Raw genomic sequence first — 14920 nt, forward strand, 5'->3', positions numbered from 1 at the left:
GGGCGGCTCCACTTCGGACTTCTCCTAGCAGGTACCGATCCAGGAGCACTCCACGTCGACGCGCTCCTTCGCGGGAACCGGCGTGCGTTCCTGCGCCGGAGCCTTGCGCTGCTGCGGCACGGACTGCACCTGCGGCGCCACCGCCCCGCCCTCCGAGGCCAGGCGCACGGCGATCCTGTCCTCGATGGCGCGCGGGCTGTTGAACAGCAGGACGTTGTTCTGCACCACCGAGAACACCAGCTCGCGGCCCGCCTGCGTGGTCACGTAGCCGGACAGGCCGGAGACGCCCGAGAGCGACCCCGTCTTGGCCTTCACGTTACCCGCCGCCGGGGTGTTCTTCATGCGGTTGACCAGGGTGCCGTCGACACCGGCGACGGGCAGCGAGGCCTGCCACGCGGCGAACCACGGCTTGGTCTTCGCCTTGACCAGCACCGACGTGAGGTCGTCGGGCGAGAACTGGTCGAGCCGCGACATGCCGGAGCCGTCGAAGACCTCGACCGCGTTCGGGTCGACGCCGAGACCGGCCCACTTCGTGCTGAGCTGGTTGACGCCGTTGGTGAACGAGCCACCCGCGGTCTTGACCAGCACCTCTGCCAGCATGTTGTTGCTGTCCTTGAGCAACGGCTTGACGAGCTCGCCGAGCGTCATCGACGTGTCGGTCGCGAGGACCGCGGCACCCGCGGGCGCCTTCTGCCTCTTGACCCCGCCGGTGACGGTGATCCCGCTGGCCTGCAACGCCTTCTGGAACACCGACGTGACGAGTCCCGTCGGGTCCTTGACCGTCGACAGCGCCGTCGTCTCCACCGAGGTCGACCCGCTGACGAAGATCCGGTTCGTGCCGTGCTCGCGCTGCACGGAGATGCCGGCGTTGCCGGTCGTCGCCGTGGACACGACCTGCACGTGGTCGTTCGCCGGTTCGGTCGTCACGACGGCCGGTGCGCCCGCCGCGGCGCCCGGCTTGACGCGCACGACGACCGTGCCCGCGCTGAACTTCGCGTCCGGCGAGAGGGTGAGGGCCGATGTCTCCGCGCTGTAGGAGTACGGCTCGTCGTCCCACGCCCAGCCGGTGCCGTACGGCGTCGCGTCGAACTTGGTGTCGTCGACGACCAACGCACCGTTCACGGTCGTGACACCGCTGGCCTTCAACGTGTCCGCGAGCTGCTGGTAGCGCAGCCGGGACATCGTCGGGTCGCCACCGCCGCGCAGCACCAGGTCGCCGTTGAGCGCCGCCCCGGACCTCGTGCCACTGGAGACCAGTTCGGTCTTCCAGCGGTGGTCGGGGCCCAGCAGGTCCAGCGCCGTCGTCGTGGTGAGCAGCTTCAGGTTCGACGCGACCTGCGACCGCCTGCCGCTCTGCCTGGTGTAGATCACTTCTCCGGAGTTGGCGTCCCGCACGACCAGGCCGACGTCCGCGCCCTTGAGCGCGTTGTCGGCCAGGATCGCGTCGAGATCAGCCGTGAGGGCCTCGTTCCCGACCGCCACGGCGCCGCCGCTGGACGTCAGGGAGAACCCTGCCGCCACAGCGACGACCGCCCCCAGAACACGAAATTTCACGCTTCCACCTCTGATCGATCACCCGACCACAACGTGTGGAAGCTACCGGGCTTGTCGATCCGCCTGTACGTGTGCGCACCGAAGAAGTCGCGCTGTCCCTGGACGAGCGCGGCGGGCAGGCGCTCGGAGCGAAGTCCGTCGTAGTAGGCCAAAGCGGACACGAAGCCAGGAGTCGGCACGCCGGCTTCCACCGCACGGACCACGACCCTGCGCCAAGCGGCCTCCGCGTTCTGCACCGCGTCGCGGAAGTAGTTGTCCACCAACAAGGACTCGATGTCCGCGTTGGCGTCGTAGGCCTCGCGGATGCGGTTGAGGAACTGCGCGCGGATGATGCAGCCGCCACGCCAGATCGTCGCCATCGCACCGAGGTCGATGTTCCAGTCGAAGTTCTTCGACGCCTCGCGGATCATGTCGAAGCCCTGCGCGTACGCGACGACCTTGGACGCGTAGAGCGCCTGGCGCACGTCGTCCACCAGGTCGGCGTCCGGCTTCGCGACGACCTCGCTGGCGCCGAACGCCTCGCGCACGGCCTTGCGCTGGTCGGTGTGGCCGGACAGCGAGCGCGCGAACACGGCCTCGGCGATGCCGGTGACCGGCACGCCCAGCTCCAGCGCCTCCTGCACGGTCCAGCGGCCGGTGCCCTTCTGCTCCGCCGCGTCCTCGATGACCTGCACGAGCGGCGTGCCGTTCGCGTCGACGTGCTTGAGGACCTCGGCGGTGATCTCGACCAGGTACGACTCCAGGTCGCCCGAGTTCCACTGCGTGAAGACCTCGGAGATCTCCGCCGGCGTCTGCCCGCCGATGCGGGAGAGCAGGTCGTAGGCCTCGGCGATCAGCTGCATGTCGGCGTACTCGATGCCGTTGTGCACCATCTTCACGAAGTGCCCGGCGCCGTCCGGCCCGACGTGCACGCAGCACGGCTGACCGTCCACCTTGGCCGCGATCTCCTCGAAGACCGGCCCGACGTGCTTGTAGGACTCGGCCGGGCCGCCCGGCATGATGCTGGGGCCGTTGAGCGCGCCCTCCTCGCCACCGGAGATGCCGGCGCCGACGAACAGCAGCCCCTTCTCCTTCAGCGCGGCCTCACGGCGACGCGTGTCGGCGTAGTGGGCGTTGCCGCCGTCGATGACCATGTCACCGGGCTCGAGGATCTCACTCAGCTCGTCGATGACGGCGTCGGTGGGGCCACCGGCCTTGACCATGATGATGATCTGGCGCGGCGTCTGCAGGCTGTCGACCAGGTCCTGCAACGTCTCGGCGCCGACGAAGTCGCCCTCGTGGCCGTGCTCTTCCAGCAGGGCCTTCATCTTCGCGGGGGTCCGGTTGTGCACGGCGGTTTTGAAGCCGTGGCGCGCGAGGTTGCGCGCGAGGTTGCTGCCCATGGTGGCCAGACCGGTGACCGCGATACGTGCTTTGCCTTCCGTCATGCGCAACAGCCTGCCGTGTTCTTCAGGTTTACGCGAGATGTCACAGGGTGTTCTCAGACTCCGTTTTGGCAGGTGAACCGCGTCACGTGCCGGTACGTACCTCTAGTGGTGTGGCTCAGGACGTTGCCGGTGCATTCGTGTTCAGACGGGTGCGTCGTGGTGCCGCCCCCACGTCCTCGTACTGGTTGTACGGGGGCGTGGGGGCGGTGCCGCGACGGATCCTGCTGAGCGCGGATGCGCCGCCAACGTTCTGTGTCACGCCACGAGGCGTAAGTTGGCTTCATGACGGAATTCACGAGCGTGGGACGCTCGGCGACCGACCGCGCCTCGAGGTACGGCTCGCAGCTGGTGAAGCACTTCACGCACAAGGACCTCGAAGGGTCCTGGGAGGACAGCCGCGGCTTCGTGCGCTTCTCGGCGGGCCTGGCCGAGTTCGAGGCCCTCGAGGACGTTCTGGTGATGCGCGTGGTGGCGTCCTCCGAGGAGGACACGGCCCGCCTGCGCGACGTCGTGGAGCGCCACCTCGTCCGCTTCGGCACCCGCGACGAGCTGACCGTCACGTGGGACTCAGGTAGCGAGAACTGACGCCGCCAGCCCGATGAGAGCGGTTCCACAGACCCGCTCGAAGTGCGCGCGGGTCCTCGGCCTGCTGAGCAGCCTGCCGAGCTGACGCGCGCTCGGCACCACGATCACCCAGAACACCGCGAACACCCCGACCGTGACCGCGCTGAGCAGCGCCGCCTGCGGCAGCGGCGCGGCGTTCGGGTCCATCGCCTGCGGGATGAGGCTCAGGAACGTGAGCATCACCTTGGGGTTCAACAGGTCGCACAACATGCCACGCAGGAACACGTTCTTCTGCTGCGGCTGCTCGGCGAGGGGCTTGTTCGCCGTCCGGAGCGTCATGAACCCGATGTAGGCGAGGTAGGCGGCGCCGATCGCCTTGACCACGAACAACGCCGTGGGCGCCGCCGCCACGAGCGCGGACAACCCGACCGTCGCGAGCGTCCCGTGGACCAGGAGCCCGGTCAGCACGCCGAGCGCCGCCTCGACGCCCTTGCGGAAGCTCCTGACCGCGTTCCCCATGACCAGTACGAAGTCGGGTCCGGGCACGACCGTGATGACCACGAGTGCCAGCAGGAACGACGTCCACGCGATGTGCATGACGCAGATCGTCTGCGCTTTGTTCGTGTGCGTTCCAGCAGGTCAGTACGATGTTCGGTTATGCGCGAACAAGCCGAACTGGATTCGGTCGACTGGCACATCCTGGAGGAGTTGCAGAACGACGCCACCCTCCCGAACCGGACCCTGGCGGAGATCGTCGGGCTCGCGCCGTCGTCCTGCCTGCAGCGCGTGCGCCGGCTGCGCGACCTCGGGGTGATCACGGGGTCGCACGCCGTGGTGGACCCCGCGACCACCGGGCTGCCTCTGGAGGCCGTGATCTCGGTGAACGTGCGGCCGCACACCCGTGTGGTGGTGGCCGGGTTCCGGGCGTTCGTGATGGCGCAGCCGGAGACGCGGTCGATCTTCCACGTGTCCGGGCAGGCCGACTTCCTGATCCACATCGCCGTGGCCGGTTCCACGCACCTGCAGGCGTTCCTGATGGACAAGATCGCATCGCGGACGGAGGTGCGGAACCTGACGTCGTCGGTGGTGCTGGAGCGGGTGGAGACCCGCGCTTTGACGCCGCCCGCGAACCTGCGGCCGACCCATCGGCGGCGTCGCGTGGACTAACGGCGGCGGGTCAGCGCGTCGAGGTCGAAGGACAGCGGAGCGGGCCGGGTCAGCTCCACCTCGCCCACACCGTCTTCCACGAGTTTGTAGATGCCGTCGACGAGTTCGAAGGCCGTCAGGCTGATCGGGTCGGCCAGTTCGACCAACCAGTAGTGCGCGATTCCGGCTTTGGCGTACTGCGTGGGCTTGGTGACGCGATCGACCCGCTCGGAGCCGGGTGACACGATCTCCACCGCGAGGACCACGTCCTTCGCGTCGAAGCGCTTGGGGTTGCGATCGGCCGCCTCCGCCGTCACCACGACGATGTCGGGCTTGCGCACGGTGGGCCGGTCCGAGTTGTCGATCACCACGTCGACGTCCTGGTAGGAGACCAAGCTCTGTGGCAGTTGCTCGTCGAGCCAGTTGTCCAGCCTGCTCTGAGCCTTCTGATGTGCAGGTACGGCCGCGGCCACCACGTGCAGGACTCCATCCACGAGCTCGAGGTTCTTGTCCTCTGGCATCGCGTCCCACTCGTCCAAAGTCACCGTTGCCAGGTGATCCGGCCACGCTTCAGCGGTCATGTGATCACCCTTCTCCGGCCTCGATGGAGTGCCTTCCGCCACCAGCTCTCACCAGCTTCCTGCTTGGAGATCCTCCATGCCATCACTCGGACGGCTTGATCACCCGGATCAATCCCTCCTGCACGACGGTCGCCACCAACTGCCCGTCCTGCGTGAAGAACCGCCCGGTCGCCAGCCCCCGGTTCCCGGAGGCGGAAGGCGAAGAGGTGTCGTACAACAACCACTCGTCGGCCCGGAACGGACGGTGGAACCACATGGCGTGGTCCAGTGACGCCCCGAGGACCTTGTCCAGCCCCCAGTACACGCCGTGCCGCGCCAGAACCCCGTCCAGCAACGTCATGTCCGACGCGTACGTCATGACGCAGAGCTGCAACATGGGGTCGTCCGGCAGCTTGCCGTCCGCCTTCATCCACACCTGGGACGCGGCCGCGCCCGGACCGTCCTCACGCGACTCCCACGGCGGCTCCGTCACGTAGCGGACGTCGATGGGGCGCGGGAACTTCAGGTTCACCAGCGAGTAGCCGGCCACGGACTCGCTCCACGTCGGCAGCGACTCGGGGTCCGGCACGTCCGGCATCTCCGAGGTGTGCTCGACGCCCTGTTCCTCCACCTGGAACGACGCGGAGAGCGAGAAGATCGCCTTGCCGTGCTGCACGGCCACGACGCGGCGGGTGGTGAACGAGCGGCCGTCGCGGATGCGGTCCACCTCGTACACGATCGGCACGCGCGGGTCGCCGGGGCGGATGAAGTACGAGTGCAGCGAGTGCACGCGGCGTTCGACCGGGACGGTGCGGCCGGCGGCCACCAGGGCCTGGCCCGCCACCTGGCCGCCGAAGACGCGCACCGGCGACTCCGCCGGGGACACACCGCGGTAAATGTTCTCCTCGATGCGTTCCAGGTCGAGCAACGCGACCAGGTCGTCCACTGCGGATTGTCCGCTCACCCCGGACGGGTGCGAAGCGGCGGCACGGGCGGCCTCAGTCACGGCAGAACTCTCCCTCAACCATCAGGCGCGAAACGGCCCCGCACCCTCACACGACCAGTATGAGGGGGCGGGGCCGCCGTCGTGACTGAGAGGCCGACCACTTACGCGTGGTCGTCCTCGCCCAGCCGGTGCACGCGGATGAGGTTCGTCGAGCCGATGGTGCCGGGAGGCGAGCCGGCGACGACGACCATGAGGTCGCCGGCCTGGTAGCGGCCGATCTCGATCATGGCCACGTCGACCTGGCGGACCATCTCGTCGGTGGACTCCACGCGCGGCACCAGGAACGTCTCGGTGCCCCACGTCAGCGCGAGCTGCGAGCGCACCGCGGGCTCCGGCGTGAACGCCAGCAGCGGCAGGTGCGTGTGCAGGCGCGCGAGACGGCGGACCGTGTCACCGGACTGCGTGAACGCGACCAGGGCCTTGGCGTTGAGGCGCTCGCCGATGTCGCGGGCCGCGTACGAGATCACGCCGCGCTTGGTGCGCGGGACGTGCGTCAGCGGCGGCACGACGACCGACTCGGTCTCGACGGCCTCGATGATGCGGCCCATGGTCTGCACGGACTCGATGGCGTAGCGGCCGACCGAGGTCTCGCCGGACAGCATCAGGGCGTCCGCGCCGTCGAGCACCGCGTTCGCGACGTCGGACGTCTCGGCGCGGGTCGGGCGGGAGTTGGTGATCATCGAGTCGAGCATCTGGGTCGCGACGATGACCGGCTTCGCGTTCTCGCGGGCGATCTGGATCGCGCGCTTCTGCACGAGCGGCACGTGCTCCAGCGGGAGCTCGACGCCCAGGTCACCGCGGGCGACCATGACGCCGTCGAACGCGAGGACGATGGCCTCGAGGTTGTCCACGGCCTCCGGCTTCTCGATCTTCGCGATCACCGGGAGGCGCTTGCTGCCCGAGCGGTCCATGACCTGGTGGACCAGGTCGATGTCCGCCGGCGAGCGCACGAACGACAGGGCGATGAAGTCCACGCCCAGCGAGAGCGCGAACTCGAGGTCCTCGATGTCCTTCTCGGACAGCGCGGGCACGGACACGTCCATGCCGGGCAGCGAAAGGCCCTTGTTGTTGCTGACGGGTCCGCCTTCGGTGACCTCGCACACGACGTCGGAACCTTCGACGTCGACGACCACGAGGCCGACCTTGCCGTCGTCCACGAGCAGGCGGTCGCCGACCTTGGCGTCCTTCGCGAGCTCCTTGTACGTCGTCGACACGCGGTCGTGCGTGCCCTCGACGTCTTCGACGGTGACGCGGACGACGTCGCCGGTGTTCCAGTCGACCGGACCCGCGGCGAAACGGCCGAGGCGGATCTTGGGGCCCTGGAGGTCGGCGAGGATGCCCACGGCGCGGCCCGACTCGTCGGCTGCCGCGCGGACCATGTCGTAAACCTGCTTGTGGTCGGCATGGCTGCCGTGGCTGAAGTTCATCCTGGCCACGTCCATACCGGCCGCTACCAGGTCGCGGACCTTGTCCGGCGTGCCAGTGGCGGGACCGAGGGTACAGACGATCTTTGCGCGTCGACTCACGTCTAGAGAGAGTAGACCCCGTTCCTGGACCGATCCCGAACTACTCCTGGGTAATGTTTCCGCAATGGGTCGAGTACTGCCTTTCGTGACCGCGGCGTTGCTCAGCGTCATCGTCCTGTTCACCCCCGAGTCAGGTGTGCCGAGTTCCCCGCCGGGCACGGACAAGGTCGTCCACACCCTGCTGTTCGCCCTTCTGGCGTTCACCGGCCTGTACGCGAGGATTCGTCACATCCTGCTCGCGCTCGTCGTTTACGCAGGGGTTTCGGAGGTGTTGCAGCAGTTGATCACGCCGCTGCACCGCAGCGGGGACGTGCTCGACGCCCTGGTGGACGTGCTCGGGATCGGCCTCGGCTGGGCTATCGCCGCGGCTGTTCGCTCACGCCGACGTGGTCCTCGCACCACGCGTTGAAGTCCTTGAGCTGCCTCCACGACTTGCGCACCCTGTCGAGACAGCCCGGCTCGTGCAGCACGTCGTCCGGCTCCCACACCTTGCGCACGTAGATCGACCGGTGCTTGAGCAGGTCGAGGTGCGGGTGGTCGTCGTCGAACCCGCGCGGCTTGGACTTCATCACGTCGCCCGCCACCGTCCAGCCCTGCTTGACGAGCTTGTCCACGATCCCGCGCAGCAGGACGCCGTGGGCGTCGACCGAGGCGCGGTAGCGGGCCAGCTGGTCCGACTGCATGTGGAACGAGCCGCCGCCGACCATCAGGCCCTCGGGGCTGAGCTGCACGTAGTACGCGCCGCCGCCGCGGCCCTTCTCGATCACGCCGCCGCAGTGGTCCTTGTACGGCGTCTTGTCCTTGGCGAACCGCACGTCGCGGTACGGCCGGAACACCTTGCCCTCGCCGAACTCCTTCTCCAGCGCGAGCAGCAGCGCCTCCATCGGCGCCCGCACGTCGCGCAGGTAGGTCTCCTTGTTGTCGTCCCAGTACGCCTTCGAGTTGTCCAGGACCAGACCGTCGAAGAAGTCGATGGCGTACTCGCCGAAACCGCTGAACCCGGCGTGCTTCCCCGACCGACCGCTGGGGTTTCCGGCGCGACTGGACCGCACCCGCGAAACTTCCTGCCTCATCGCCCTGCATCTCCTCCGCAGAAGGACCCACCCGGCGCCACACCGCGGACGACGCCAGGTTCTGATCCTGCTGGACGGCGGCCGGCGAAGGCGCCTCGGGTGCGGACCAGCTTATCGAACACGCATTCGACTGGATGTCCAGGGGGAGCAATCCGCAGGCCGCACGGACGCGTCAATAGGCCGAAGTCGTGAACGCCCGATCGCCCATGTGCGTGAAAATTCGTTTGAGGACACACAACCGGGCCATAATCCGACGAATGCCACGCCGCATCAACGCGCTCGCTTCCTGGCTCCTCCAACTGGGACCGGACGAGGTGGCCGCGGTACTCGTGCACCGCCGCGACGTCGCGGACCGCTACCTCCGCACGCTGAAGGACCTGGCGACCCAGCTCACCGACTCCGACTCGGTGCACGCCGCCGAGGCCACGCTGGACCAGGGCGCGCTCGACGTGCTCGGCGCGATCGTCGCGCAGGGCAACAACGGGACGATCGACACGGTGTGCGCCGAACTGCGGTGCTCGGTGGGCGACTTCGAACGGGCGCTCGGCGAGCTCAAGCGGCGGGCGCTGGCCTGGCCGGAGGGGCCGAGGCTCGCCGCGGTGAACTCCGTGCGGGCGACCGGCGCCGTGCAGGGTCAGCTGACGTTGCGACCGCGGACGCCGAGGAAGCGCAGGGCTTCCGAGATCTCGCCGATCGTGCCCGCCATGTCCACTGTGGACGGAGTGGCGCGGTTGCTGGCGCACTGCGAGCAGGACACGTTCGACGCGCGGTACACCGGTGGCGTGGCGACGGTGGAGATCCGGCGGGTCGCGCGGGCGCTGCGGGTCTCGGACGGCGTGCTGCGACTCTGGCTGGAGCTCGCCGCCGAGGCCCAGCTCGTCGGGGTCGAACGCTCGCGGCTGCTGCCGACGAGGCACGGTGACGCGTGGCTCGACTCGCAACCGGGGCCGCGGCTCGCGGCGCTGGTCGCGGCGTGGCGGCGGATGGACTGGCGGCCGGAGCCGGACCAGGCGCGGGCGGCGTTGCGCGACTACACCGGTGCCGCCGGCCTCGCGCTGCGGCGCGGTGCGCTGGAGCGGTTCTCGGCCCAGGAGGCCTTCACCGACATCAGCGAACTGGTCGAGGACCTGTCCTGGGAACGTCCCGCGGTGCACGACCTGCGCGCGACGGCGGCGGTGGTGGCCGAGATGGAATCGCTCGGCCTGGTCGCCGGTGGCGCGCTGACGCAGTTGGGCGTGGCGGTGCTGGAGGACGGTGACGTCGAAGCCGCGGCGTGCGCGTTGATGCCCCCGGCGACGCAGAAGGCCGCGTTCCAGACGGACATGACGGCGGTGGTGAACGGGTTGCCGTCGCCGGAGCTGAGCGCGACGCTGAACCTCGTGGCGGACCTGGAGGACAACGACGCGGCACGGGTGTGGCGGCTGTCCGCCGGATCGGTGCGGCGCGCGCTCGACTCGGGGCTGTCCGCCGACGACGTGCTCGCGAAGCTCGCTTCGGTGTCGGAGACCGCCCTGCCGCAGGTCGTCGAGTACCAGGTGCGGGACGTGGCGCGCCGGCACGGCCAGCTGACGGTGACGGACGTGGCGAGCTGCGTGCGGGCCTCGGATCCCGCGTTGCTGCAGGAGATCGTGAGGTCGAAGCGGCTGGGGCCGCTGAAGCTGCGGTTCCTCGCGCCGACCGTGCTGGCCTCGGACCGGCCGATGGCCGAGACCCTCGTGGCGCTGCGCCGGTGCGGGTACGCGCCGACCGGGCTCGACGCCGGCGAGAAGTCCATCGTGGAGAGTGTCGAACGGCGTCGTGCGCCCGCCCGCGGCGAGCGCCGCCCGGAGCGCTGGTGGCGCACGGAGATGGACGACCTGGAGCTGACCCAGCTCGCGGTCCGGCTGGTGGAGCAGGAGAAACCGGGCGTCGGGCGCGGCACACCGCGGGCCAACGCGGCGCGGATGCTGCGCGACCAGAACGTCTTCCTGCGCGACGAGGAGGTCGTGCTGCTGTCGTCGGCGCTGGTCGACGGGAGCCGCGTCGAGATCAAGTACGCGACCGGGCCGCGCAGGACGGAGACGCACGTGATCGTGCCGACCAAGCACCTCGACGGCGTGGTGAGCGCGGACTGCGGGGACGGCACGAGCAGGGAGTTCGACATCGGCCACGTCCGCAAGGTCGCCCTGCCCGAGGTGGACCTGCCCAGGTGAACCGGAGCGGCTGAGCCTGGGCGGATGAACAGCTGGTGAAGTCCGCCGCCGCCAGGTGATCACGTGCTGATACTGGAGGTGTGGCCGACCCGTTTTCCGCCGGACTGCTGATGGTGCTGGAGACCGTGCTGGAGCGCGTGCTGCTCGGTCTGTTCGAGGTCGTACACAAGGGCGCCAAGGACAAGAAGCGGCAACGAGAGCTGACCCGGCCGGGGCCCCTGGTGGAACGGGTCAGCGCGGAGCTCGCCCGCGGTGAGCTGAGCACCGTCGAGGAACACGAGTGGCAGGCCGCCGTGGACGCGGTGCGCGAGTCGATCGAGGCCTCGCTGCCGTTGCGCCCGGACGAGGCGCTCAAGGTCATGCTGACGCCCGAGTCGTTGCGGGCCCACGTGATGGCGAGGTCGGAGCGGATCCGGCGGGCGGCGGGCCTGTCCGAGCAGGCGACGGCGGTCTACGACGCGTTGCTGCTGCGGGTGTGCGTGGCGGTCGTCGAACTGGTGTGGTCGCAACCGGAGTACGCGCGCCGGCTCGCGGTGGAGGTGTTCCGGATGGGCCGCGCGACCGCCGACGCCGTGGCGCGACTCGCGGACCAGCAGCAACTCGCTCGGACTGCGGCCCACCGGGACTTCGAGGACCGCTACGCCGACCAGGTCGCGCACGCGCTGGGCGGTTTGGAGCTGTTCGGCGTGACGCGCGGGCGGGCGCCGCGCAGGCACTCGTTCGACTCGTCGTACGTGTCGCTGGCGGTGGCCCGGGTCGGGGACACCGACGAGCTGACGGGGGCCGGACTGCCGGTCGCGGCGGCACTGGCGGACGCGCACCGGGTGCTCATCCGGGGCGGCGCGGGCGCGGGCAAGACGACGTTCCTGCGCTGGCTCGCGATGAACGCGCTGGGCCAGACGCGGGCCTCGGGCGACGAGTGGCTCGGGCTGGTGCCGTTCTTCGTGCCGTTGCGGCAGTACACGACGCTGCCGAAGCCGGAGGAGTTCATCTCGGCGACCGCCTCGATGATCGAGGAGGAGAAACCGCCCGGCTGGGTCACCGCACGCCTGAAGGAGGGCCGCGCGCTCGTCCTGGTCGACGGTGTGGACGAGCTCGTCTGGGAGCGCAGGGCCGAGGCGCGGCGGTGGCTCGAGGAGCTCGTCACCGCCTACCCCGGCGCCCGGTACGCGATCACGACGCGTCCGGCGGCGGTGCCGGAGGACTGGCTGGAGGACCTGGACTTCGCCGCGTTCGACCTGCTGCCGTTGAGCGACAAGGGTGTCCGCGACTTCGTGGAGGCCTGGCACACCGCCGCCCGCGACGAGCCGGGCCTGTCGCGGGACGCGCGGGTGTGGCTGACCGACTGCGAGGCACGGCTGGTGGCGACGCTCGCGAAGCGGCCGGACCTGCGGCGGCTGGCGTCGAGCCCGTTGCTCGCCGGGCTGTTGTGCGCGTTGCACCAGGACCGGAACATGCACCTGCCGCGCGACCGCCGCTCGTTGTACGAGGCCGCGCTGGACCTGCTGCTGGTGCGGTGGGACGAGGACCGGGGGCTCGCGCTGCCGTCGTTCTCCAAGGAGGAGCAGCTCGTCCTGCTGCAACGGTTCGCGTACTCGCTGGTGCGCAACCGCGAGCTGACGGTGCCGCGCGAGGAGGCCGTGCACCGGCTCGGCAACGCGATGCGCGGGCTGCGCTCGCACGACATCGACCCGGACGACGCGATGCAGCGTCTGCTGGAACGGGCCGGGTTGCTGCGGGAGGTGCCGTCGGAACGCGTGCAGTTCGTGCACCGGACGTTCCGCGACTACCTGGCGGCCAAGGAGGTCGTGGACGCGGGCGACCTGAACCTGCTGGTGGACAGGGCACATCTCGACGAGTGGCACGACGTCGTGGTCATGGCGGTCGCGCACGCCCGCCCGCGCGAACGGGCCCGCGTGCTGATGGAGCTGCTGGCGGGCAACGACGACACGCGCAAGGACGAGCGCGGCCGGGACAAGCTGCGGCTGCTCGCGCTGGCGTGCCTCGACCAGGCCGACGTGATCGAACCGGAGACCGCTCGGGCCCAGGTGACGGCCGCGGCCGCCTCGCTGATCCCGCCGACGAGCTTCGCGCACGCCGACGCCCTGGCCGAGGCCGGGTCGTTCGTGGTGGACCTGCTGCCGGGCCCGGAGGCCTCCGGGGAAGCCGCGTACGTCGTGCGGACCCTCGCCAACATCGGCGGCGAGGGCGCGTGGGAGCGGATCGCGGAGTTCGTGGCCGTGGACCACGTGATGGTCATCGACGAGCTGCTGCGGGCGTGGCGGAACACGCCGGACGCGGAGAAGTACGCCAGGTCCGTGCTGTCCAAAGTGGACTTCGGTGACCGGCGGGTGGACGTCCGCGGCTGGCACCGGATCCAGTTCATCATGCACCTGGAGAAGCTGCGGTACGTGCGGTGCATCGGCAACATCAACCCGCTGGACCCGCTGGGCGCCATGCCGTCGCTGCACCGGCTGGAGCTGTGGCAGAACGAGGTCATGCGCGACCTCTCGCCGTTGGGGATCTCGCGCTCGTTGAAGGAGCTGCACCTGAGCCGCTGCCGTCCGCTGGGGCGGATCGACCTGGCGCCGGTGAAGGACCTCGACGAGCTGCACCTGCACTTCAGCCGCGTCGACCTGGAGTCGCTCGACGGCGGTGCGCTGCGGAGGTTGCAGATCCGCGACTCGGGCACCGACGAGGGGCTGGCCGCGTTGCCCGACCTGCCCGCGTTGCGCGAGCTGGCGATCGACCACCGGCCGCCGTACCCGCTCGCGGGGCTGGAGCGGTGGCCGACCGTCACGGCGCTGGAGGTGTTCGGGGTGCCGGCGGTGGGCGACCTGCGCGCGCTGCCCGCGTTGGACCGGCTCGTGGTGCACCAGCCGGAGTCCTTGGCGCGGCTGGAGGAGCTGCGGGAGCGGCTGCCCGGGGTGACCGTCACGACGTGACGCCGGGCGGGCCGCCCACGCGCCTACGTCACCACCGGATGTCCGCCAGGCTGTCCAGCGGCTTGCGCTCCCCCTCCTCCAGCAGCTGCACCGACGCCGTGTCGGCTCCGTGCAGCTCGGCCGGGAACGTCAGGCTCAGCCGCTTCTCGAGCTCCGCCAGCGACACCTGGAACACCCGGAACTCGTCCAGGTCCAGCGCCTCGGCCAGGACGATGTTCTGCGTCAGCAGGAACGCGCTGCACCTCAGCTCGCCGTCCACCACGAACGCGATCGCCTTGTAGAACTCGCGCGGGATCGCGACACCGCGGAACACACGGTCGTCGGCGTTGAAGACCGGCCCGCCGTAGACGCTGACCTTGAGGTTGTCGACGTCGACGTCCGCGAGCACCGCGTCCTCGAGCCTGCCCCAGAGCCCTTCCTTCGTGCTCTGGTTGAAGTCGTCCATCTGCGGCGTGATGTTCGTGAAGAAGAACGAGTCCTTGTTCGCCTTCTGCGCCTCGGCCTTCGGGCCCCAGCACAGGTCGGCGCGCCGGGCGAGGTGGCCGCGGTCGAGCCGGTTGTCGCGGTAGAGCTCGTCGCCGGTCTGGAACTGCGCCGGGACGCGCGGGTCCTTGACGAACGGGATGTTGCTGCGGCTCAACGCCTTCAGCTCGCCGCCGTCGACGTTCCAGGCGACCCAGCTCGCGAACCTGCGCGACTTGCTCATCGCGAGGGAGAAGTGCGTGTAGTCGATCGTGGTCTCGCCGTCGAGCTCCACCGCGTCGGCCGCGCCCGACTCGGTCAGGACCGGGATGCCGGCGGTGGTGCCGAGGAACTTCGGGTCAAACCCTGCGCTGGTCATGTGTCGCCCCCTACTGGTTCACCTTCAGGGTCGACATCTCCCACACGGGCGTTAGCCCCGTGCACCCGAACGGCCCAATGTTCACC

General features: G+C 69.7%; 13 protein-coding genes. 5 read left to right on the forward strand and 8 right to left on the reverse strand.

The features are described 5' to 3' along the window. Positions 1-24 precede the first annotated feature (24 nt). Both dacB and gndA read right to left on the reverse strand, forming a co-directional pair. Positions 25-1554, reverse strand: coding sequence for a D-alanyl-D-alanine carboxypeptidase/D-alanyl-D-alanine endopeptidase (gene dacB, locus BMY74_RS17165; protein ID WP_177229790.1), 1530 nt, complete (start codon positions 1552-1554; stop codon positions 25-27). Beyond that, positions 1551-2981 carry an NADP-dependent phosphogluconate dehydrogenase gene (gndA, locus tag BMY74_RS17170; protein WP_089917140.1) on the reverse strand — a complete coding sequence of 477 codons (1431 nt, stop codon included), beginning with the start codon at positions 2979-2981 and terminating at the stop codon, positions 1551-1553. The genes dacB and gndA overlap by 4 nt, the downstream gene beginning before the upstream one ends. Positions 2982-3263: 282 nt before the next feature. Between gndA and BMY74_RS17175 the strand changes: the two genes are divergently transcribed. After that, positions 3264-3566 (forward strand): DUF2218 domain-containing protein, encoded by a 303-nt coding sequence (locus BMY74_RS17175; RefSeq protein WP_089917142.1) that lies wholly within the window; start codon positions 3264-3266, stop codon positions 3564-3566. On the opposite strand, the gene BMY74_RS17180 is transcribed toward BMY74_RS17175, so the two are convergent. Next, positions 3549-4142 carry a LysE family translocator gene (locus BMY74_RS17180; protein WP_089917144.1) on the reverse strand — a complete coding sequence of 198 codons (594 nt, stop codon included), beginning with the start codon at positions 4140-4142 and terminating at the stop codon, positions 3549-3551. The genes BMY74_RS17175 and BMY74_RS17180 overlap by 18 nt on opposite strands. Before the next feature lie 60 nt (positions 4143-4202). Here BMY74_RS17180 and BMY74_RS17185 point away from each other — a divergent pair, with 60 nt between their 5' ends. Beyond that, entirely contained in the window at positions 4203-4712 is a 510-nt protein-coding gene (locus tag BMY74_RS17185) for an Lrp/AsnC family transcriptional regulator (protein ID WP_089917146.1), read from the forward strand. Here the strand turns inward: BMY74_RS17185 and BMY74_RS17190 are convergent. The 3 genes from BMY74_RS17190 to pyk form a co-directional block, all read right to left on the reverse strand. Continuing rightward, complete coding sequence (locus tag BMY74_RS17190) at positions 4709-5272, reverse strand: Uma2 family endonuclease (RefSeq protein ID WP_089917147.1); 564 nt, start codon at positions 5270-5272, stop codon at positions 4709-4711. The two genes, BMY74_RS17185 and BMY74_RS17190, sit on opposite strands and share 4 nt — an antisense overlap. An 82-nt stretch (positions 5273-5354) precedes the next feature. Beyond that, positions 5355-6257, reverse strand: coding sequence for an acyl-CoA thioesterase II (tesB, locus tag BMY74_RS17195; protein ID WP_089917149.1), 903 nt, complete (start codon positions 6255-6257; stop codon positions 5355-5357). 101 nt (positions 6258-6358) lie between these two features. After that, positions 6359-7783: a pyruvate kinase gene (gene pyk / locus BMY74_RS17200; protein ID WP_089917150.1), complete on the reverse strand. Its 1425-nt coding sequence runs from the start codon at positions 7781-7783 to the stop codon at positions 6359-6361. Positions 7784-7847: 64 nt separating this feature from the next. Here pyk and BMY74_RS17205 point away from each other — a divergent pair, with 64 nt between their 5' ends. Beyond that, a complete protein-coding gene (locus tag BMY74_RS17205; RefSeq protein ID WP_089917151.1) occupies positions 7848-8192 on the forward strand; it encodes a VanZ family protein in 345 nt (114 codons plus the stop codon). On the opposite strand, the gene BMY74_RS17210 is transcribed toward BMY74_RS17205, so the two are convergent. Then, positions 8140-8856 (reverse strand): DUF2461 domain-containing protein, encoded by a 717-nt coding sequence (locus tag BMY74_RS17210; protein WP_089917153.1) that lies wholly within the window; start codon positions 8854-8856, stop codon positions 8140-8142. The genes BMY74_RS17205 and BMY74_RS17210 overlap by 53 nt on opposite strands. A 257-nt stretch (positions 8857-9113) precedes the next feature. Here BMY74_RS17210 and BMY74_RS17215 point away from each other — a divergent pair, with 257 nt between their 5' ends. Continuing rightward, the gene (locus BMY74_RS17215; RefSeq protein ID WP_089917155.1) at positions 9114-11048 is read left to right on the forward strand and encodes a helicase-associated domain-containing protein; all 1935 of its coding nucleotides are present in this window, start codon (positions 9114-9116) and stop codon (positions 11046-11048) included. Between the two features lie 80 nt (positions 11049-11128). Then, positions 11129-13993 (forward strand): NACHT domain-containing protein, encoded by a 2865-nt coding sequence (locus tag BMY74_RS17220; protein WP_089917156.1) that lies wholly within the window; start codon positions 11129-11131, stop codon positions 13991-13993. Between the two features lie 28 nt (positions 13994-14021). Here the strand turns inward: BMY74_RS17220 and BMY74_RS17225 are convergent, their stop codons facing one another. After that, positions 14022-14834, reverse strand: coding sequence for a DNA/RNA non-specific endonuclease (locus BMY74_RS17225; protein WP_089917157.1), 813 nt, complete (start codon positions 14832-14834; stop codon positions 14022-14024). Between the last annotated feature and the right edge of the window lie 86 nt (positions 14835-14920).

Source organism: Lentzea albida (genome assembly GCF_900111005.1).
In the GTDB taxonomy this organism is placed as follows: Bacteria; Actinomycetota; Actinomycetes; order Mycobacteriales; family Pseudonocardiaceae; genus Lentzea; species Lentzea albida.

Bases quoted from the DNA above. Each gene is read 5' to 3' on its own strand.
- BMY74_RS17225 (WP_089917157.1), bottom strand. From the start codon at position 14,834: ATGACCAGCGCAGGGTTTGACCCGAAGTTCCTCGGCACCACCGCCGGC.
- BMY74_RS17210 (WP_089917153.1), bottom strand. From the start codon at position 8,856: ATGAGGCAGGAAGTTTCGCGGGTGCGGTCCAGTCGCGCCGGAAACCCC.
- BMY74_RS17215 (WP_089917155.1), top strand. From the start codon at position 9,114: ATGCCACGCCGCATCAACGCGCTCGCTTCCTGGCTCCTCCAACTGGGA.
- BMY74_RS17175 (WP_089917142.1), top strand. From the start codon at position 3,264: ATGACGGAATTCACGAGCGTGGGACGCTCGGCGACCGACCGCGCCTCG.
- BMY74_RS17185 (WP_089917146.1), top strand. From the start codon at position 4,203: ATGCGCGAACAAGCCGAACTGGATTCGGTCGACTGGCACATCCTGGAG.
- BMY74_RS17180 (WP_089917144.1), bottom strand. From the start codon at position 4,142: ATGCACATCGCGTGGACGTCGTTCCTGCTGGCACTCGTGGTCATCACG.
- gndA (WP_089917140.1), bottom strand. From the start codon at position 2,981: ATGACGGAAGGCAAAGCACGTATCGCGGTCACCGGTCTGGCCACCATG.
- BMY74_RS17205 (WP_089917151.1), top strand. From the start codon at position 7,848: ATGGGTCGAGTACTGCCTTTCGTGACCGCGGCGTTGCTCAGCGTCATC.
- BMY74_RS17190 (WP_089917147.1), bottom strand. From the start codon at position 5,272: ATGACCGCTGAAGCGTGGCCGGATCACCTGGCAACGGTGACTTTGGAC.